The 16,355-nt window shown below is 69.4% G+C and carries 18 protein-coding genes; 9 read left to right on the top strand and 9 right to left on the bottom strand.

The window, feature by feature from the left end:
• Window positions 1–22: 22 nt before the first annotated feature.
• Complete coding sequence (locus IPV09_RS04545) at window positions 23–496, top strand: CoA-binding protein (protein WP_242681226.1); 474 nt, start codon at window positions 23–25, stop codon at window positions 494–496.
• Window positions 497–498: 2 nt separating this feature from the next.
• Here IPV09_RS04545 and IPV09_RS04540 read toward each other — a convergent pair whose 3' ends face one another.
• Genes IPV09_RS04540 through IPV09_RS04525 form a run of 4 tightly spaced genes read right to left on the bottom strand, consistent with a single transcriptional unit; the run spans window position 499 to window position 3,794 of the window.
• A complete protein-coding gene (locus IPV09_RS04540; protein ID WP_207473992.1) occupies window positions 499–1,284 on the bottom strand; it encodes a sulfite exporter TauE/SafE family protein in 786 nt (261 codons plus the stop codon).
• Window positions 1,281–1,820 carry a YceI family protein gene (locus tag IPV09_RS04535; RefSeq protein WP_207473991.1) on the bottom strand — a complete coding sequence of 180 codons (540 nt, stop codon included), beginning with the start codon at window positions 1,818–1,820 and terminating at the stop codon, window positions 1,281–1,283. Before IPV09_RS04535 ends, IPV09_RS04540 begins: the two co-directional genes overlap by 4 nt.
• The gene (locus IPV09_RS04530; RefSeq protein WP_207473989.1) at window positions 1,801–2,778 is read right to left on the bottom strand and encodes a squalene cyclase; all 978 of its coding nucleotides are present in this window, start codon (window positions 2,776–2,778) and stop codon (window positions 1,801–1,803) included. The genes IPV09_RS04535 and IPV09_RS04530 overlap by 20 nt, the downstream gene beginning before the upstream one ends.
• 41 nt (window positions 2,779–2,819) lie before the next feature.
• Window positions 2,820–3,794 carry an aldo/keto reductase gene (locus tag IPV09_RS04525; protein WP_207473988.1) on the bottom strand — a complete coding sequence of 325 codons (975 nt, stop codon included), beginning with the start codon at window positions 3,792–3,794 and terminating at the stop codon, window positions 2,820–2,822.
• A gap of 169 nt (window positions 3,795–3,963) precedes the next feature.
• On the opposite strand from IPV09_RS04525, the gene IPV09_RS04520 reads away from it, so the two are divergent.
• The 8 genes from IPV09_RS04520 (at window position 3,964) to IPV09_RS04485 (ending at window position 9,879) form a co-directional block, all read left to right on the top strand.
• The gene (locus IPV09_RS04520; protein ID WP_207473986.1) at window positions 3,964–4,770 is read left to right on the top strand and encodes a hypothetical protein; all 807 of its coding nucleotides are present in this window, start codon (window positions 3,964–3,966) and stop codon (window positions 4,768–4,770) included.
• A 9-nt stretch (window positions 4,771–4,779) separates the two neighbouring features.
• A complete protein-coding gene (locus IPV09_RS04515; protein ID WP_207473985.1) occupies window positions 4,780–5,475 on the top strand; it encodes a sortase domain-bontaining protein in 696 nt (231 codons plus the stop codon).
• 22 nt (window positions 5,476–5,497) lie between these two features.
• On the top strand, window positions 5,498–6,097 hold the full coding sequence (sigK, locus tag IPV09_RS04510) for an ECF RNA polymerase sigma factor SigK (protein ID WP_207473983.1): 600 nt from the start codon (window positions 5,498–5,500) through the stop codon (window positions 6,095–6,097).
• Window positions 6,094–6,834 carry an anti-sigma factor domain-containing protein gene (locus tag IPV09_RS04505; RefSeq protein ID WP_207474035.1) on the top strand — a complete coding sequence of 247 codons (741 nt, stop codon included), beginning with the start codon at window positions 6,094–6,096 and terminating at the stop codon, window positions 6,832–6,834. The genes sigK and IPV09_RS04505 overlap by 4 nt, the downstream gene beginning before the upstream one ends.
• A gap of 18 nt (window positions 6,835–6,852) precedes the next feature.
• Complete coding sequence (locus IPV09_RS04500; RefSeq protein WP_207473981.1) at window positions 6,853–7,782, top strand: NADP-dependent oxidoreductase; 930 nt, start codon at window positions 6,853–6,855, stop codon at window positions 7,780–7,782.
• A gap of 66 nt (window positions 7,783–7,848) precedes the next feature.
• Complete coding sequence (locus tag IPV09_RS04495; protein ID WP_207473980.1) at window positions 7,849–8,250, top strand: YciI family protein; 402 nt, start codon at window positions 7,849–7,851, stop codon at window positions 8,248–8,250.
• A gap of 1 nt (window position 8,251) precedes the next feature.
• The gene (locus IPV09_RS04490; RefSeq protein WP_207473978.1) at window positions 8,252–8,638 is read left to right on the top strand and encodes a YciI family protein; all 387 of its coding nucleotides are present in this window, start codon (window positions 8,252–8,254) and stop codon (window positions 8,636–8,638) included.
• A 56-nt stretch (window positions 8,639–8,694) separates the two neighbouring features.
• Window positions 8,695–9,879: an RNA polymerase sigma factor gene (locus tag IPV09_RS04485; RefSeq protein WP_207474034.1), complete on the top strand. Its 1,185-nt coding sequence runs from the start codon at window positions 8,695–8,697 to the stop codon at window positions 9,877–9,879.
• 15 nt (window positions 9,880–9,894) lie between these two features.
• Here the strand turns inward: IPV09_RS04485 and IPV09_RS04480 are convergent, their stop codons facing one another.
• The 5 genes from IPV09_RS04480 to IPV09_RS04460 all read right to left on the bottom strand — a co-directional run bounded on the left by IPV09_RS04480 (window position 9,895) and on the right by IPV09_RS04460 (window position 16,306).
• On the bottom strand, window positions 9,895–11,238 hold the full coding sequence (locus IPV09_RS04480; protein ID WP_207473976.1) for a sn-glycerol-1-phosphate dehydrogenase: 1,344 nt from the start codon (window positions 11,236–11,238) through the stop codon (window positions 9,895–9,897).
• A gap of 15 nt (window positions 11,239–11,253) precedes the next feature.
• Window positions 11,254–12,801 (bottom strand): ribulokinase, encoded by a 1,548-nt coding sequence (locus IPV09_RS04475; protein ID WP_207473975.1) that lies wholly within the window; start codon window positions 12,799–12,801, stop codon window positions 11,254–11,256.
• Between the two features lie 107 nt (window positions 12,802–12,908).
• A complete protein-coding gene (locus IPV09_RS04470) occupies window positions 12,909–13,289 on the bottom strand; it encodes a GntR family transcriptional regulator (protein ID WP_207473973.1) in 381 nt (126 codons plus the stop codon).
• Window positions 13,286–14,176, bottom strand: a complete 891-nt coding sequence (locus IPV09_RS04465; RefSeq protein WP_207473972.1) for a hypothetical protein — start codon at window positions 14,174–14,176, stop codon at window positions 13,286–13,288. Before IPV09_RS04465 ends, IPV09_RS04470 begins: the two co-directional genes overlap by 4 nt.
• A 105-nt stretch (window positions 14,177–14,281) precedes the next feature.
• The gene (locus IPV09_RS04460; RefSeq protein ID WP_207473970.1) at window positions 14,282–16,306 is read right to left on the bottom strand and encodes a S9 family peptidase; all 2,025 of its coding nucleotides are present in this window, start codon (window positions 16,304–16,306) and stop codon (window positions 14,282–14,284) included.
• Window positions 16,307–16,355: the final 49 nt, after the last annotated feature.

The raw sequence follows: 16,355 nt of genomic DNA, 5'->3' as shown, positions 1-16,355 counted from the left end.
GCCACAGTGAAAGTCGACGACGATGAAGATCGAGCAGGCCGCCCAGGACTTCCTGTCCTGCCGGCGGATCGCAGTCACAGGGGTGTCCCACGCACCCAAGGGCCACGGCAGCAATGCCGTCTACGTGCGGCTGCGCGAGCGCGGCTTCGAGACGTTTGCCGTCAATACGCATGCCGAGACCGTCGAGGGTGGCCCGACCTATCCGGACCTGCACTCCATTCCCGGTGGCGTCGAGGCCGTGGTCATCGGCACCCGCCCCGAGCATGCCGAGTCCACCGTCCGTGAGGCCGCCGACCTTGGCATCACCCATGTCTGGATGCACCGCTCCATGGACGCGGGCAGCGTCTCACCCGAGGCGGCCGCGTATGGACGGGCGCACGGCATGACGGTCATCGAGGGCGGTTGCCCACTGATGTTCGGCGAGGCCGCCGACGGCGGACACAAGGTGATGTGCTGGATGCTCAAGATGACCGGCAAGGTGCCCCGGACGGTCTAGTGTCAGCGGCTGCCCAGCAGTCGCACCAGCCCGATGAGTCCGACCACCACGATCACCGCCCGCAGCGCACCGGGCTTGAGCTTGCGGCCGTAGCGTGCCCCCAGCCAGCCCCCGATCGTGGACCCGACCGCGATCACCACGACCACATCCCAGTGGATGCGTTCGGGGGCGACCAGGGTGTAGGTCACGGCCGCCACGATGTTGACGACCAACGACAGCACGTTCTTGGCGGCATTGAGCCGCTGCAGGTCATCGTGCAGGATCGCCCCGGTCAACCCCATCAGCAGGATGCCCTGGGCGGCGGTGAAGTAGCCGCCGTAGATGCCAATGGCGAAGGTGCCCACGATCAGCAGCAGCATCCGGCCGGCGCCGAGGCCGACGTCGGCACCGTCACCGCCGGTCGTCCGGCGCTTCACCCAGGCGTTGATCCTGGGCTGGAAGACCACCAGCACCAGCGCCAGGACCAGCAGCACCGGGACGACGGCCGCAAACACCGTCTCGGGTAGGTGCAGCAGCAGCCAGCAGCCGACCAGGGCACCCACCAGCGAGGCGGGGATCTGCCAGCGCAACCGTGCCCACTGGCCACGCAGTTCCCGGCGGTATCCCCAGGTGCTGGAGACGCCACCGGCGACCAGGCCGATGGCGTTCGACATGGTCGCCGAGACCGGGGCGACGCCGAAGGCGACCAGGGTGGGGAAGGTGATCAACGTTCCGGAACCGACCAGCGCATTGATGGCCCCGGCTGCGATTCCGGCGAACGCGAGAATGACGAGTTCGACAGGGCTCACTGCAGCGTGGCCGTGACCTCGACGGTGACGTCGTCGCCCACCTTCAGTGCCCCCATCATCAGACTGAACGGCTTGATGCCGTAGCGGCTCTGGGTGATCGTGCCGGTGGCGGTGTACACCCCGTCGGCGGCAGCGATGGTGAACTGCTGCACCTCGGCGCGTCCGGCCAGGGTCAGGGTGCCCTCCATCCGGCCCTGCTCCCAGGTGCCGTCGATGGCGGTGGAGGTGAAGCTGAGTTCGGGTTGGTGGGCCACGCCCAGCACCCCGGCGGCATTCTTCTCGATCTGGCCACGTTCGAAGTCGCTGAGCGGCTTGAGCCCGCCGTGGGCGTCCAGCACCCGCAGGGTCGCCAGGTTCGCGGTCACCCGCAGTGAACTGGTCACCGGTGAGTCGCCCACGACCAGGGTGCCCGACCAGTCCTCGACGGTCAGCGTGAGGTTGTGGCCCGCGCGGGCCATCTTGCCCTCCGACGTCGTCCTGAGCACCAGGGTGGCGGTCTGCGGGCCGAGGTCGAAGCTACCGGCTGTGGGAATCATGGGACCCATCGTGCCACGCGTCCCACCACCGCAGCACCCGGATCGCATGGAAGGTGAGCCAGCGCGACGGCTGCCCGGCCGGCGCGTCGACGTCGAACCAGACCCGTCCGTCCTTGGCGATCTGCTGGTGCCAGGTGCCATCCGCGTCGCGGGCGCTGCGCACGTGGTCGATGCCGTCGGCCAGTCGTTCATCCGGTGCGACGCCGTCGTGCAGGGACGCCTCGCGGAAGTGGTCGAGGGCACGCAGCACGCTGTACCAGCCGCGGTAGGGATACGAGAAATGGGTGGCCCACGGTGTGTGGACCTCGCCAGTGCTGCGTCGGCGCATCAGCCCCCGGTCGAGCAGGTATTCGGCGGCCCGCTGCCGGGCCTGACGCAACTGGACGTCACCGGTGCGCTTTTCGTAGTCGAGGATGCCCACCATGGCGTTCAGGGTGGAGTGGAACGAGGCCCGGGTCGACCCCTCGATCCATTCGCAGTTCCAGCCGCCCTCGTCCATCTGGTGTTCCAGCAGCCACGTCGCGATGGGTGAGACGTCGGTGCCGAGCCAGGCGCCATTGGCCAGGGTGAAGGCGTTGATGCAGGCGTCGACCTCCCCGTCCCAGTAGGGCAGGTTGTCGTACTCCCAGCGGGCGTTGGCCCTCAGCAGTCCGGCAGTGTCGGGACGCAGCGCGTCGGGCTCGACGCCCCACTCCCGCAACTGGTTCAGCGACCAGGTGGTGGCCGTCCAGGGTTGGGGTTCCTCGCCGGTGAAATCGGCAGGGAAGAAGGCCCCGCCTGCCCACTGCCCGTCCGCGTCCTGGTGGGACAGCAGTTCGGCGCCGAAACCCTCGGTGGCCACCCGGGCCCGGGTGGCCTGCCACACGTCCTGCGGCTCGCCGACCAGGTCACGCTCGACCTGCCAGCGCAGGCTCGGGTCGGATTCCAGCAGCCACTCCACGACCTCGGTCTGAGTCATGGACACACAGTATGCAGACGCCTCCGGACCCACAAGGTGCTTCAGAACAGCGCGATCTTGGCCACCTTTGGGAAGATCTCGTCCAGCGCGGCCTCGTCCTCGGCGCTCGGCACCCACCCGGCCGACTCGGCGTTCTGCTGCACCTGCTCGGGTCTGGTCGCGCCCGCGATGACGCTGCCGACGCTCGGACGTGAGGCCAACCACGAGAAGGCAACCTCGATCTCGGTGAGGCCACGTTCGGCCGCGAAATCCCCGAAGGCCTTCATCTGCGCCAGGTCGAGGTTGTCGACCAGGTGCTGGCGGGTAAGGGTCAGTCGGCTGCCCTCGGGCGCCTTGCCGGAGGAGTACTTGCCGGTCAGCAGGCCATTGGCCAGCGGGAAGTAGGGCAGCACCCCCAGTCCGAACTTCTCGGCGGCCGGGGTGACCTCGAGTTCGGCGCGACGGTCGAGCAGGTTGTAGTGGTTCTGGCTCGAGATGAACCGGGTGCCGCCGCTCGCCCGAGCAGTGAACTCGGCCTCGGCGATCTGCCAACCGGCCATGTTGGAGTGGCCGATGTAGCGCACCTTGCCGGCGCGCACCAGGTCGTCCAGCGCGGCCAGGGTCTCGTCGATCGGGGTCTGCGGGTCGGGCGTGTGGAACTGGTACAGATCGATGTAGTCGGTGCCCAGTCGGCGCAGCGAGGCCTCGGCCGCGGTGACGATGTAGCGACGCGAGCCGCGGGCACCAAAGTCGAGGCCGTTGACGCCCTTCATGTCCATGCCGAACTTGGTGGCCAGCACGATCTCGTCGCGGCGGCTGCCCAGCGCCTTGCCGAGCATCACCTCCGACAGGCCGGCCTCGTAGCCGTAGCTGTCGGCGACGTCGAACAGGGTGATTCCCGCGTCGAGCGCGGCGTGGACGACCAGGTTTGCGCCCTGCTGCTGCTCGGTGGGAGTGCCGCGTCGTCCGAGGTTGTTCAACCCCAGCCCCACAGCAGACACGGTCAATCCGGAATGGCCCAGGCGGCGGTAGTCCATGGAAATCCTCTCGAGGGTGCTCGTCGCATTGATCCTAGTCCGGGCGGCTCCGGGAGGGTCGGCGACCCACCTGCCGGAAGGATGGGCACACACTTTCTGCGGCACCCACCAATCCGCGGGGGCGACGGCTCCGAATGAAGGGTGAGACCACATCGAAAGGAACTCACTCATGAACCGCACCTGGAAGTCCCTGTCCGCCTCGGCTGCACTCAGCCTGCTCGTCGCCGCACCGCTGGCCTTCGCCGCGACCTCGGCCAGTGCACACGATGGCGAGGATCACGCCCACGCCGTGACGTTTCGTCTCGACTCCATGAAGGGCAGCAACGCCACCGGCACGGCCACCCTGACCCCCACCACTGACGGCGGCCTTGTGGTCGAAATCACTGCCAAGGACATGGTGCCCAACGCACCGCACGCCCAGCACATCCACGGCGACACCACCGGTGCGATGAAGCACTGCCCGGCACCGTCGGCGGACAAGAACGACAACGGCTTCATCAGCGTCGAGGAGGGCTTCCCCGACTATGGCGACATTCACATCTCGCTGACCACCGCGGGAGACACCACCAAGGCCAGCGGCCTGGCCGTTGACCGGATGCCCATGGCCGACGCCAAGGGCAACCTGAAGTACAAGCGCACCCTGACCGCCGCCCAGCTGCCGAAGGGCACCCTGGAGAACCTCACAAACCTGCATGTCGTGCAGCACGGCGTGGACGCCAATGACAACGACAAGTACGACCTGGAGGGCCTCGGTGAATCCACGTTCGCCGCGTCGCTCGGAGTCAAGGGCATCCCCGCCGAAGCCACCGACTCGGCCACCTGCGGCATGATCATGCCTTCCGGTGGCGTCAACACCGGCGGCGAGGCCCCGACCGCTGCCAACGGCGGACTGCTGGCCGCCGGGGGCATCCTCATGGTCGGTGGCGCTGCCGCCGCCGTCAGCCGTCGTCGCTCGGCCGCCGCCACCAAGGGCTGATCGACGATCATGACCCGGACCCAGTCACCTCGCACGTGGCGGGTGCTGATCGGGGGGATGGCAGGGTTGGTCGGGGTGGGCGTCATTGGCGCCGCCCTGGCCTTCCCCGCGGCCACTGCACCGCAAGCGCTGCCCACGGCCGCTGTCATCACCTCACCGTGGGTGACGCCGGCGGCGCCGGACACCGCGTCAGCGCCCACAGCAACGTCCACACCGACCACAGCACCCACCGCGACCACCCCGGACGACCGTGAACTTGCCGAATCTGCACCCACCAGGGTCACGATCCCCAGCATTGGCGTCGACGCCGGCACCGTCCCCCTGGGACTGGACGGCAACGAACTCGCGACCCCAGCTGATCCCGACGTGGTGGGCTGGTTCACCGGCGCCCACACCCCCGGGGCCCCCGGCAGGGCCGTGCTGGCCGGTCACCTGACCTGGAATGGACGCCACACCGTCTTTGCCCGGCTGCCCGAACTGGCTGTCGGTGCCATCGTGGACGTCGAACGTGAGGACGGCACCACGGCACGGTTCGAGATCACCAAGGTCGCCACCTTCGCCAAGGACACCTTCCCCACCGCGGAGGTATACGCTGCCACCGACGAGCCAACGCTGGTTCTGATCACCTGCGGCGGCGAGTACGACCCATCCCAGCACTACTACGATTCCAACGTCATCGCCTTCGCTACAGCCCTGACGGGGTGAGGAAGGGACATGGTCGCCGCACATGACGAAGGACCACGGTCCCGGGACCTCCCCCGCGGGGTCGGACCCGCGGAACAGCGACCCCCTGCATGACGTGTTCGCCAGGGTCAGGCAGGGCGATGAGGCTGCCTTCGCCGAGTTCTATGACCTCACCAGCGCCCGCGTCCACGGGCTGATCCTCAGCGTCCTGCGCGCTCCGGACCTGGCCGCGGAAGTCACCCAGGAGGTCTACGTGGAGATCTGGCGGCAGGCAGCCCGCTGGTCGCCGGACAAGGGCAGCCTGAGGGCGTGGATGCACACCATCGCCCATCGGCGTGCAGTGGACCGGGTCCGCTCCGCCCAGAAGGAGTCCGAACGCGACGGACGATGGGCCGGCAGCAGCGGTGGCAGCGAACCCGACCAGACCTGGGAAGGCGTGGAACACCTCCTGGACGTCGAGGGGGTGCGCTCAGCTTTAGCAGCGTTGACGACAGCGCAGCGCGAGGCCGTGTCACTGGCCTACTACGGCGGATACAGTCATCGGGAGGTGGCCGACATGTTGGGCCTACCGCTCGGAACCGTGAAGACCCGCATCCGGGATGGACTGCTCGGACTGCGCAGCACGATGGGAGCCGGAGCATGACCGAGATGCATGCCCTGGTCGGGCCCTTCGTCGCTGACGCCCTCGACGACCAGGAACGCCGGGACTTCGACGACCACCTGGCCACCTGTGCCCAGTGCCGCGAGGAGGTGGCGGAGCTTCGCGAGACGATGGCCGAAATGGCAGCGTTCCACGAGGTCGCTCCCCCACCGATGCTGCGAGCCTCCATCCTGAACGCCATCGCCACCACGCCGATGCTTCCCGCCGAGGAGGTCCCGCCGGTTGACGAGCAGCCGGCCGCCACCATCCTCACCCCACGCCACGGCTTCGGACGCGGTCGCCGACCGCTCTCGACCTGGCTGACCGCCGTCGCCGCCGTGCTGGTGGTGGCACTCGGCGGAGTCACCATCTGGCAGCAGGCCCACCTGCATTCCATCCAGTCCGCCGATGCGCAGCGCATCGAACTCCTCGCTGCCCCCGACCTGCAGGTCAACCACACCACCCTGGCCGGGGCCGAGCTGACCTACCTGGTGTCCAAGAGCCGCGGCCAGGCCATCGTCACCGCCACTGCCCTGCCCGACCCCGGCACCGACAGGTCCTGGCAGGTGTGGGTCATGCAGGCAGGTGTCCCCCGCTCGGGGGCACTCATCGACGAGGGGGGTCGGGTCTCGACGGTGGTCACCGGGCTCGGCGGTGGGCAGGCGTTGGCCATCACCAACGAGCCCCGGGGAGGATCCCCGGCCCCCACCGGTGAGGTGCTGGCAGCAGTCGAGCTCTGAGTACCTAGGGTGGTCATCATGAAGGCCATCCAGTACTCAGCCCATGGCGGTCCCGAGGTCCTGCACCTGACCGACACCGCCCCCGAGCCCAGCATCAGGCCTGGTGAGGTGCGCATCGCGGTGAAAGCGTCCTCGGTGAACCCCGTCGACTGGAAGATCGTCGCGGGACGCCCCGACATGCCGGTTTCTTTGCCGGCGATCCCCGGACGAGACGCCGCCGGGGTCGTCGAGAGCGTCGGTGAGGGCGTCACCCGGTGGGCGATCGGTGATGAGGTGATCACCTACGGCCACGAGGGCCGAGGGGTGCGCAGCGGCGGCTACGCCGAATTGATGACGGTGCCCGCCGATGCAGTGGGACCGAAACCTGCCACCCTCAGCTGGGACGAGGCCGGCACCCTGGGCTGCGCCGCACTGACGGCTTACCAGGTGCTGCGCCTGGCCGAAGTGGGCGAGGGCGACACGGTGCTCATCCACGCAGCCGCCGGCGGTGTGGGCCACTTCGCCGTGCAGATCGCCCGGGCACTCGGTGCCGCACGGGTCATCGGCACCGCATCAGCGGCCAACCACCAGTTCCTGCGCGACCTCGGCGCCGAACCAGTCGGTTACGGCGACGGACTCGTCGAGGCCGTCAGGGCCTTGGCACCCGGCGGGGTCGACGTGGTCATTGACCTGGTCGGCGGCGGGGTGGTCGACCAGACCCTGGCCGTGCTCACCGAGGGTGGGCGGCACGCCTCCATCGCGGACCGGCAGATCACCGAGCGGGGCGGCCGCTACCTGCAGGTCGAGGCCGACACCACCGACTTCACGGCGCTGGCCGACCTCATCGACGCAGACCAGGTGCGGGTGCACCTGGCCCACGTCTTCGACCTGGCCGACGCCGCCCAGGCGTTCACTGTGAGCCAGACCCGCCACCTGCGCGGAAAGATCGCCATTCACGTCAACGACTGAACGCCGCGGCTGTCGTATCCGGGTGGAATCGTTCGTGGTGTAGGTAGAGAGAAAGGACACTCGCCCATGACCACCTACCTGATTTCCTTCAACGACGAGTGGGTTGCCGAACACACCCACGAACAGCTGCTGGCCAAGTCCGTCGCCGGCCGGGCCGTCCTGGACGAGATGACGGCGGCCGGCGTCTTCGTCTTCGGCGACGGCGGCCTGGACGCCAGCACCACCGTGTGCAGCGTCGTCGCCCGCGACGGCGACCCGGTCTTCACCGACGGCCCCTTCGTCGAGACCAAGGAGCACCTCGGCGGCTTCACCGTGATCGAGGCCCCCGACGATGCCACCGCCCGCTACTGGGCCGGCCGACTCGCCGTTGCCCTCGACTGGCCCCAGGAACTGCACCGGTTTCCTGCCCCCTTCCACACCACCCCACAACCCCAGTCCCCACAACCACAGTCCACGGGAGATGAATGACATGGCCCGCTACCTTTTGTCCGTCTTCGGCGCCGAACCTCGTACCCAGTTCGGTGACCACCCCTCCAGGGAGGCGATGCTGCAATCGTTCGCCGACACCGGTGCCTTCAACCAACGGCTGATGGATTCCGGCCACTTCGTCTTTGCCGACGGCCTGACCACCGCCCTGGACGCCACCACCGTCGACGGCCGGGGCGACACCCCCGTCGTCACCGACGGGCCCTACCTGGAGTCAAAGGAACATCTGGGTGGCTTCTGGGTGATCGAGGCCGCCGACCTGGATGAGGCCCTGCGGCTGGCCGCCGACGCCTCCCACGCCTGCGGATCTGCCGTCGAGGTCCGGCCGTTCCAGACAGAGGAGTCCATCGCTCGCCTGCTGGAGCCGTGACCGACTCCCCCGCCGACCAGGCCATCATCCGCGCCCACCAGCAGGAATGGGCGCGGATGGTGGCCGGGCTCGTCCGCCGCTTCGGCGACATTGACGTGGCCGAGGAGTCCGCGGCCGAGGCATTCGCCAGCGCCGCCGAGCGCTGGCCCCGCGACGGCGTGCCGCCCAACCCCGGGGGGTGGCTGACCACGACCGCCACCCGCAAGGCGATCGACCGCCTGCGCCGGGAATCCCATCGCACCACCAAGCAGCGGGCGGCCCACATGCTCACCGACGACTCCCCCGCCCCAGCTGAGGGCCCGATCACCGACGACCGGCTGCGACTGGTCTTCACCTGCTGCCACCCCGCCCTGTCCCTCGAGGCCCGGGTGGCACTCACCCTGCGGTTGCTCGGCGGGCTCAGCGTGGCCGAGATCGCGCGCGCCTTCCTCGTCCAGGAGTCGACCATGGCCCAACGCCTGACCCGTGCCAAGGCCAAGATCCGCGACGTCCACATCCCCTACCGGGTACCGTCGAGCGCCGACGTGGCCGAGCGGGTCGGTGGCGTGCTGGCCGTGGTGTACCTCATCTTCAACGAGGGCTACCTCGCCAGCAGCGGCGATGAACCGGTGCGCGCCGACCTGTGCCAGGAGGCGATCCGCCTGGGTCGGCTGCTGCGCGGCCTGCTGCCGGGCGACGGTGAGGTGACGGGGCTGCTGGCCTTGATGCTGCTGGCCGAGGCCCGACGCGGTGCCCGCATCGCCGCCACCGGGGAACTGGTCACCCTGGCCGAGCAGGATCGCAGCACTTGGGACGCTCGCCTGATGGAGGAGGGCCACGCCCTGGTCCGGGAGCGGATCGCGATCGTCGCCGCCGGCGGTGCCGCGCCCGGACGCTACCAACTGTTGGCCGCGATCAGCGCCGTGCACACCGCTGCCGCCACGGCCGATGCCACCGACTGGGCCCAGATTCTGGTTCTCTACGACCGGCTCGCGGCCCTCGACCCGTCCCCGATCGTGCGGCTCAACCGGGCCGTCGCCGTCGCCGAGGTGGACGGCCCCGCCACGGCCCTGGCCGAGGTGGACCGCCTCACCGGCGACCTGGCGGGCTACCACCCCTTTCACGCCACCCGGGCCGACCTGCTGCGGCGGATGGGTCGCAGCGCCGAGGCCCGCAGCGCCTACGACCGGGCGATCGCGCTGAGCGGGAATGCGGGCGAGCAGGCCTTCCTGACGCGCCGGCGCGCCGAGTGCCGCGAGTAGGTTGACCCCCAGGACTCAGGTCCAGAGGCCGCCGGGTGCGAAGACCTCGTCCACGAGTTCACCGAACCAGCCGATCTCGCGGGCAACGTCGAGCACCGTGTATCGCGAGCGGTAGTACATCGCCCGGGGGAAGGTCTGCTGCACCGCCTCGGCCGTCAAACCGATGTCCTCGGGCCGCGACGGCGCCCCGGCCTCGACGAGCATCCCCTGCAACTGACGTGCCGGCAGTAACTGTTCTTGCAGTCGTGCTCGCGTCCCCGGCCAGGACTGGATCAGTCGTCCCAGCCGTTCACGCAGGCCATCGGCATCGACGTACTTCTCCCTGGTCTCATTCAGGCCCTTGTCGATGAGTGCCCCCTGCATGGTGGCGCGGATGTCGGTTTCGACCTCTGACCAGGACGGCCAGCGAGCCACCACATCGTCCAGGTCGAGTGCGCCGAGGTCGCGCTGCAGGAACTGCTCGTAGAAGGCCGTCATTGCCAGCGTCCCGATCGCCACCTTGGCCCCGTGGCTCAGCGGCGGGTCCAGGTCGGCGCCCAGGTGGTCGAGTTCCCACAGGTGGCTGAAGTAGTGTTCGGCGCCCGACGCCGGACGGGTGCCCCGGGCGACCTGCATGGCCAACCCCGACAGCACCAGCCCGTTGCACAGCCCCTCATAGGCCTCCGGGACACCGGCAGCGAGATCCCTGGGACGTGAGAGCGCCTCGCGGACACCACTCTGGACCAGTTCCCAGGCCAGCGGGTTGATGGGTTCCACACCCACGGCATCGGCCAGGATCCAGTCCGCGCCGGCCGGGATCTTGGCCGACAGGTCCCCGTAACCGGACGCCGCCATCGACGTCGGGGCGGCGGCCGCCACGTCCAGATCGAAAATGACCACCCTCGGCGCCGGGCACGGCATCGTAATCTTCAGCCCGTCACGGGTCATCGGCGCCCCGAAGCCGGTGTAGCCGTCCATGGAGGCGGCCGTCCCGACCACGGCGTAGGGACGATCCAGTTCACCGGAGGCGAGTTTGACCAGGTCGTTGAGGGTCCCCGACCCGATGGCGATGCCCACCGCATCGGCAGCGCGCAGGCGTTCACGGATCGCTTCGGCATGGTCGTAGGAGGCGTAGAGCGTCGGCTCGCCGGGGAAGACCATCGGATCGGCCATCTGCGCACCGACCCCCTCCAACGACCGGGTGACAGCGGCACCGGCGGCCTGCCAGGTGCGCTCGTCCGCGACCAGCATCCCGGGCCTGCCCTCGCTGGTCAACAGGTCGTTGATGATCCGGCCTGCTGTGCTCAGCACTCCGCGGCCGACCTCGACCACGCGGGTGGTCTCGGCGTGTTCCAGAGCCGTGTTGACGGCGTCGCTCATGGGCTTCTCCCTCGCTCAGTGCTGGACGCGGTCGTAGACGGCGTGCTGGATGTCGCGCAGTGCTGGATAGATCTGGGCGTACTGGTCGACCCAGAACTGGTACTCCTGGTGGCGGTCCGGGGCGGGGGTGATCACCTGGGCCTGGTGCACCATCGCCTCGGCGGCCTCGTGCAGGTCGGCGAAGCGTCCGGCGGCGACCGCACCCATCATCGCCGAGCCCAGCGTCGGGCCGTCCTGCACCTCGGTGATGACGATGTCGACGCCGGTGACGTCGGCGTGCATCTGCATCCACGGCGGGCTCGACAGGGCACCGCCGCAGGCGATGATCGAGTCGGGCTGCAGGCCGTGTTCGCGCAGGGTCCGCAGATTGAGTTCCAACCCGTAGCAGGTCGCCTCCTGGATCGCCCGGTACAGGTGTTCACGGCGGTGGTGGAGGTCCAGGCCCGTGAAGGTTCCCCGCACCTTCGCGTCGCTGTAGGGGCTGCGGTTGCCCTGGAAGTACTCGGTGACGATCAGTCCCTCGGATCCGGGCGGGATGTCCTTGGACGCCTCGTTCAGCACGTCCCAGGCGGAGGGGCCGCCGTTCTTGTGGGCCTCCAGCAGGTCTTGGGCCGACATCTGCAGGAACCACCGCATCACCGAACCGGTGGCCGATTGCGAGGCCTCGACGGTGTACTGGCCCGGGATCAGCGCGTCGGTGTGGGCGCCTACCAGCCCCTTGGCATACATCGGCGTGGCGCTCTGGGCGAGCAGGGGGTTGCTGGAACCAGTGATCAACGCCATCTTGCCCGGGGCCATCACGTCCATGCCAATCATCCCGGCCTCGGCGTCGATGGTGCCCACGGCGACGGGAATACCCTGCCGCAGCCCGAGTTCGGTGGCCACCTCGGCGGTCAAACCGCCGAGCCGTTCGCCCAGCGGGGCCACCCTGCTGGGCATCTTGTCCATCAGTCCGTCGGCGCCCACCGACTCATAGAAGTCGCGCGGGAAACCGCCGTGGTCGTTGTTGTGGTGCATCTTCAGGGCGGCCGAGGTGATGTTGATCACCGCCTCACCGGTCAACTTCAGTCCCATCCAGTCCGGGGCATCCAGCAACCACCTGCTGTCCTTCCAGATCTGGTGTTCCTGCTCCTTGACCCAGACGGCCTTGTACAGGAACCATTCGGCCGACGGCGCATCCTCTCCACCGCCGTTGTAGAGCCTGGCCCAGTGGTCGATGGTGGCGGCACGCTCGGCCTGGTCGCTGGCCCGGACGTCGGCCCACATGATTGCCGGTCGCAGCGGTCGCAGGTTTCGGTCGAGGGCCACCAGCGTGGCCGAGGTGGCGTCATAGCCGATGCCGTCCACGTCGTCGGCACTCGCGCCTGACTTCTGCATGGCTCCTCGCACCGCGCCGACCAGTGCCTCGCACCACTCGTCCACGTCCTGTTCCACCCAGCCGGAACGCGGGTAGTAGGACTTCAACGGCGAATCGTGGAAGGCCAACGGCTTGCCTGCGTCGTCATAGATGCCGGCCCGGCAGCCGCCGGTTCCCAGATCGATACCCAGATACACCTTGCGCATGGCTCACCTCTCAACGGGAGCGACGTCCTTGTCGCTGCTCTTCCCATCCTGACGACAATGGGCCGCCAATACCACCGATCGCACAGAATGTGGCCCATCGCACCCTGTCAACGATCGACCTCAGGTCCCTTCTCTGCCCACGCCCGGGCCACCGCCGCCGTCGCCTCCTGCAGGTCGACCCCGGACGACCGGACGGCCGCCACGTAGGCCAGCGCCGCGCGGTGGACGAGGTCGGGAACCGCCTGGCCGGCGGCCACCCGGGTGCCGCGGCTGCGTGAGGTCGTGACCAGGCCGTCCGCCTCCAGCGCGGCGTAGGCCTTGGCCACCGTGCCGGGCGCCACGTCGAGGTCGCCGGCGAGCTGGCGCACCGAGGGAAGTCGCGCCTGCTCGGTCAGCGCCCCGGCCTGGATGTGGGCCCGAAGCTGTTGGCGGATCTGCTCGGAGGTCGGGGTCGGGCTGTCCTCGTCCAGGCGAATGCTGACGCTCATCGTCGGGCCGCCGTGACGAGGGCGGTCGCGCACAGGAACAGCCCCACCACGATGGCGCACAGACCGACGGCGACCTCCATCGCGCCGAGTGCGTCCAGCGCCGGCACGTCCCACCCGTAGGGCTGGCCGTCCTCGATGAGCACCTCACCCCCGGTCACCGACGACGTGGTGATGCCCGCCATCAGGGTCATCCCGCCGGAATAGAGCAGGAAGCTGCCGGTGCCGACGGCCATGACCACCCGCGCCAGGCCGGCGCGCCAGCCGCGCGCTGCCTCACGTTCGTCCGCGGTGCCGCGCAGCGGGTGATGGGCAACCCGGGCCAGGGCCAGCACGGTCGCCGCCAGCAGCACTAGCGCCAGGACCAGGGCCGGCAGCCCGTAGTACCAGCCGGGGTAGGGGCTGGACGAGGCGCCCACGATGCCGGCATCGACGGTGATGGTGCGCTGTCGACCCTGTTCGTCGGCGCTGGAGCTGGCCCCGAAGAAGACGATCGCCGAGATCATCAGGGCCGCGGCGGCGGCGGGCGCCGCGTAGAGCCAGGCCGGCCCCAGGCTGGCCCACCCGCGCCGCGACAGTTCGGCCTGGCCGCGGGGCGAGCCAGCACCGCCCGAGCCGGGAGACGCGATGACGGCGACCAGGACGACCAGCGCACCCACCCCGGGGGCGAGCATCTGGACCAGGCCCAGCGTCGAGAGGAACACGGTGCCGCCCAGGACGAACAACACGATGCCCACCACCAGTCCCGCCACCAGCGCGCCGAGCAGGAATCGTCGCCGGGGACCAAGTCTGAGGGGAGCACCCACCCGGGAGACGGCGCGCGCCACCAGCACGCACAGCAGGACACACACCAGAACCGGCACCAGGATGCCGAGGACGCCTATTGCCATGACCGTCTCCTCGCTTCGGCGGCACTGGTGTACCGCGCTCTTGATACAAGACTACGGACCTTGTACCAAGAGCGCAATACACAAAGCAGCGCCGACCCACAGCTCCTAGGACGGGCTGTCGGATCCTTCGACGGGCAGGTGCTTGCCCCACCAGTCCAGCACGTGCTGGAAGCGTTCGAGGCGATGCCGGGGGCTGCCGCCACGGGTGAGTTCATGGTTCTCACCGGGAAAGACCAGCAACTGTGTCTCGACGCCCTGACGCTTCAACGCCGAGAAGTAGCGCTGGGCCTGCTCGAGGGGGCAGCGGTAGTCCTCCTCGGAGTGCACCACCAGGGTGGGGGTACTGACCTGACCGACGACGGCCATCGGGCTCTGCGCCAACCGGCCGGCGGCATCCTCGCCGGTGTAGGCGGTGCTGAAGTACCAGCCAATGTCGCTGGTGCCGATGAACGTGTCCGGGTCGAGGAATCCCCGCTCGACGATGGCTGCCGCGAAGCGGTGGTCGTGGGCGATGGTCCACGCGGTCAGGTAGCCGCCATAGGACCCGCCCATGATGCCCAACCGCTGCGCGTCCAGTTCGGGGTGCGCCGCCAGGGCTCCTTCCAGGAACTCCAGCACGTCGCTCGCGTCAACGGTGCCCATCGCCTCTTTGATCGCCAGGCCGTGCTGCTGGCCGTAGCCCGCCGAGCCCCGCGGATTGCACTGCACCACGGCATAGCCCGCCTCGACGGCGACCTGCGCCTCGTCGAAGACCCGCACCCCGTACTGCGCGAAGGGTCCGCCGTGGATGTTGAGCAGCACCGGGTGCGGCCCCGGACCTTCCGGTGCCCACACCCAGCCGTGCACCTCGCCGCCGTCGCTGGTGGTGAAGACGTGTTCGGTGGGTGCCGCCAGGCCGGTCCCGGCCAGGGCTGCCCCGAAGGACGTCAGGATGCGGGCCCGGCCGTCCTCCACCAGCGCCACCTCGGCATAGGAGGTCGGGTTGCCGACCACGGCCACGATGCGCCCGCCGCCGATGCCGTGGGACAGGACCTCCACGTCACCGCTGGTGAGTTCTTTCAGACTCCCCTCGGGACCGACCCGCGCCAACTGGACGCGGCCGCGGGTGCGCACCTGCACCAGGAACCCGTCCTCGGTCTCGGTGAGGTGGCTGCCGACCTCGCCCAGGTCAATGGTCTCGTCGTCGGTCAGCCGACGCGGTGCGGCACCGGCCGACTCCACCAGGTAGAGCGACGCGTTGCGGGCGACGAAGTCACGTCCGGTCTCGCCCATGTGGCGGGCGAGCAGCGCGTAGCCGCCGTCCCGGGTGGCCAGCACGCTGTCGATCGCCAGGCCGGCCTCGGCGGGCACGACGACCTGGGGTTCATGTTCGGTGACCGAGGCGTCGAACTCGACCACGGCGCGCAGCAGGTCTTGCTCGCGGGAGTCGTGGCGGGCGCTCGTGACCACCACCCGGGCCCCGTCGGGCGTCCATGACGGGCTGGCGTGGTCAAAGTTTCCGGCGCTCAACTGCCGGGCGGGTGCCACCACGGGCACGGGCGTGACCGGGGATGCACCGTCGCGTCCGTCCTCGGGGTGCGCCGCCCGGGGGTAGTGGGGCTCGCCGGCCAGGTCGGGGGTTTCGGCGACGAAGACGTGGGCGTGGCGGTCACGGGTGTAGCCCTGGCCATTGCCGAGGTAGGCCAGTTCATCGATCAGGCGCGGCGACTCGTCCCGGGCGGTGATGCCCTCGACCGAGCCGTAGCGTCCGTGCTCGACGACCTGGCTGGTGAAGGCGATCCGCGACCCGTCCGGCGACAGCGCGAACTGGCCGACTCCCTGGTCGGTGTCGGTGGCCTGCACCGGCTCGCCGCCCTCGACGTCGAGGACGAAGACCTGCGCCTTGCCGTCGGCGTCACCACGCACGAAGGCGATCAGGCGACCGTCGCGCGACAACTGCGGGGCGGTGTCGGCGACGCCCCGGGTCAGCCGGGTGGCACGGCCGGTGTCGAGCCGGACCCGCCACAACTGACCGACGGCGCGGTTGGCCGCCAGGTCGGGCCGCGACGAGGCGACCACGGCCCAGTCACCACTGGGGTGGACCGCCGGACGCGACAGGGAGACCAGGTGTTCGATGTGCTCGGCGCGCATCAGCGTGCCTCGGCGGGCACCGGCTGGGACGCGGTGGGCTGGGAGGCAG

Source organism: Tessaracoccus sp. SD287, assembly GCF_017355265.1.
Lineage (GTDB): Bacteria > Actinomycetota > Actinomycetes > Propionibacteriales > Propionibacteriaceae > Aestuariimicrobium.
Note: the sequence above shows the minus strand (reverse complement) of the source record. Positions and strands in the feature narration are given on the sequence as shown.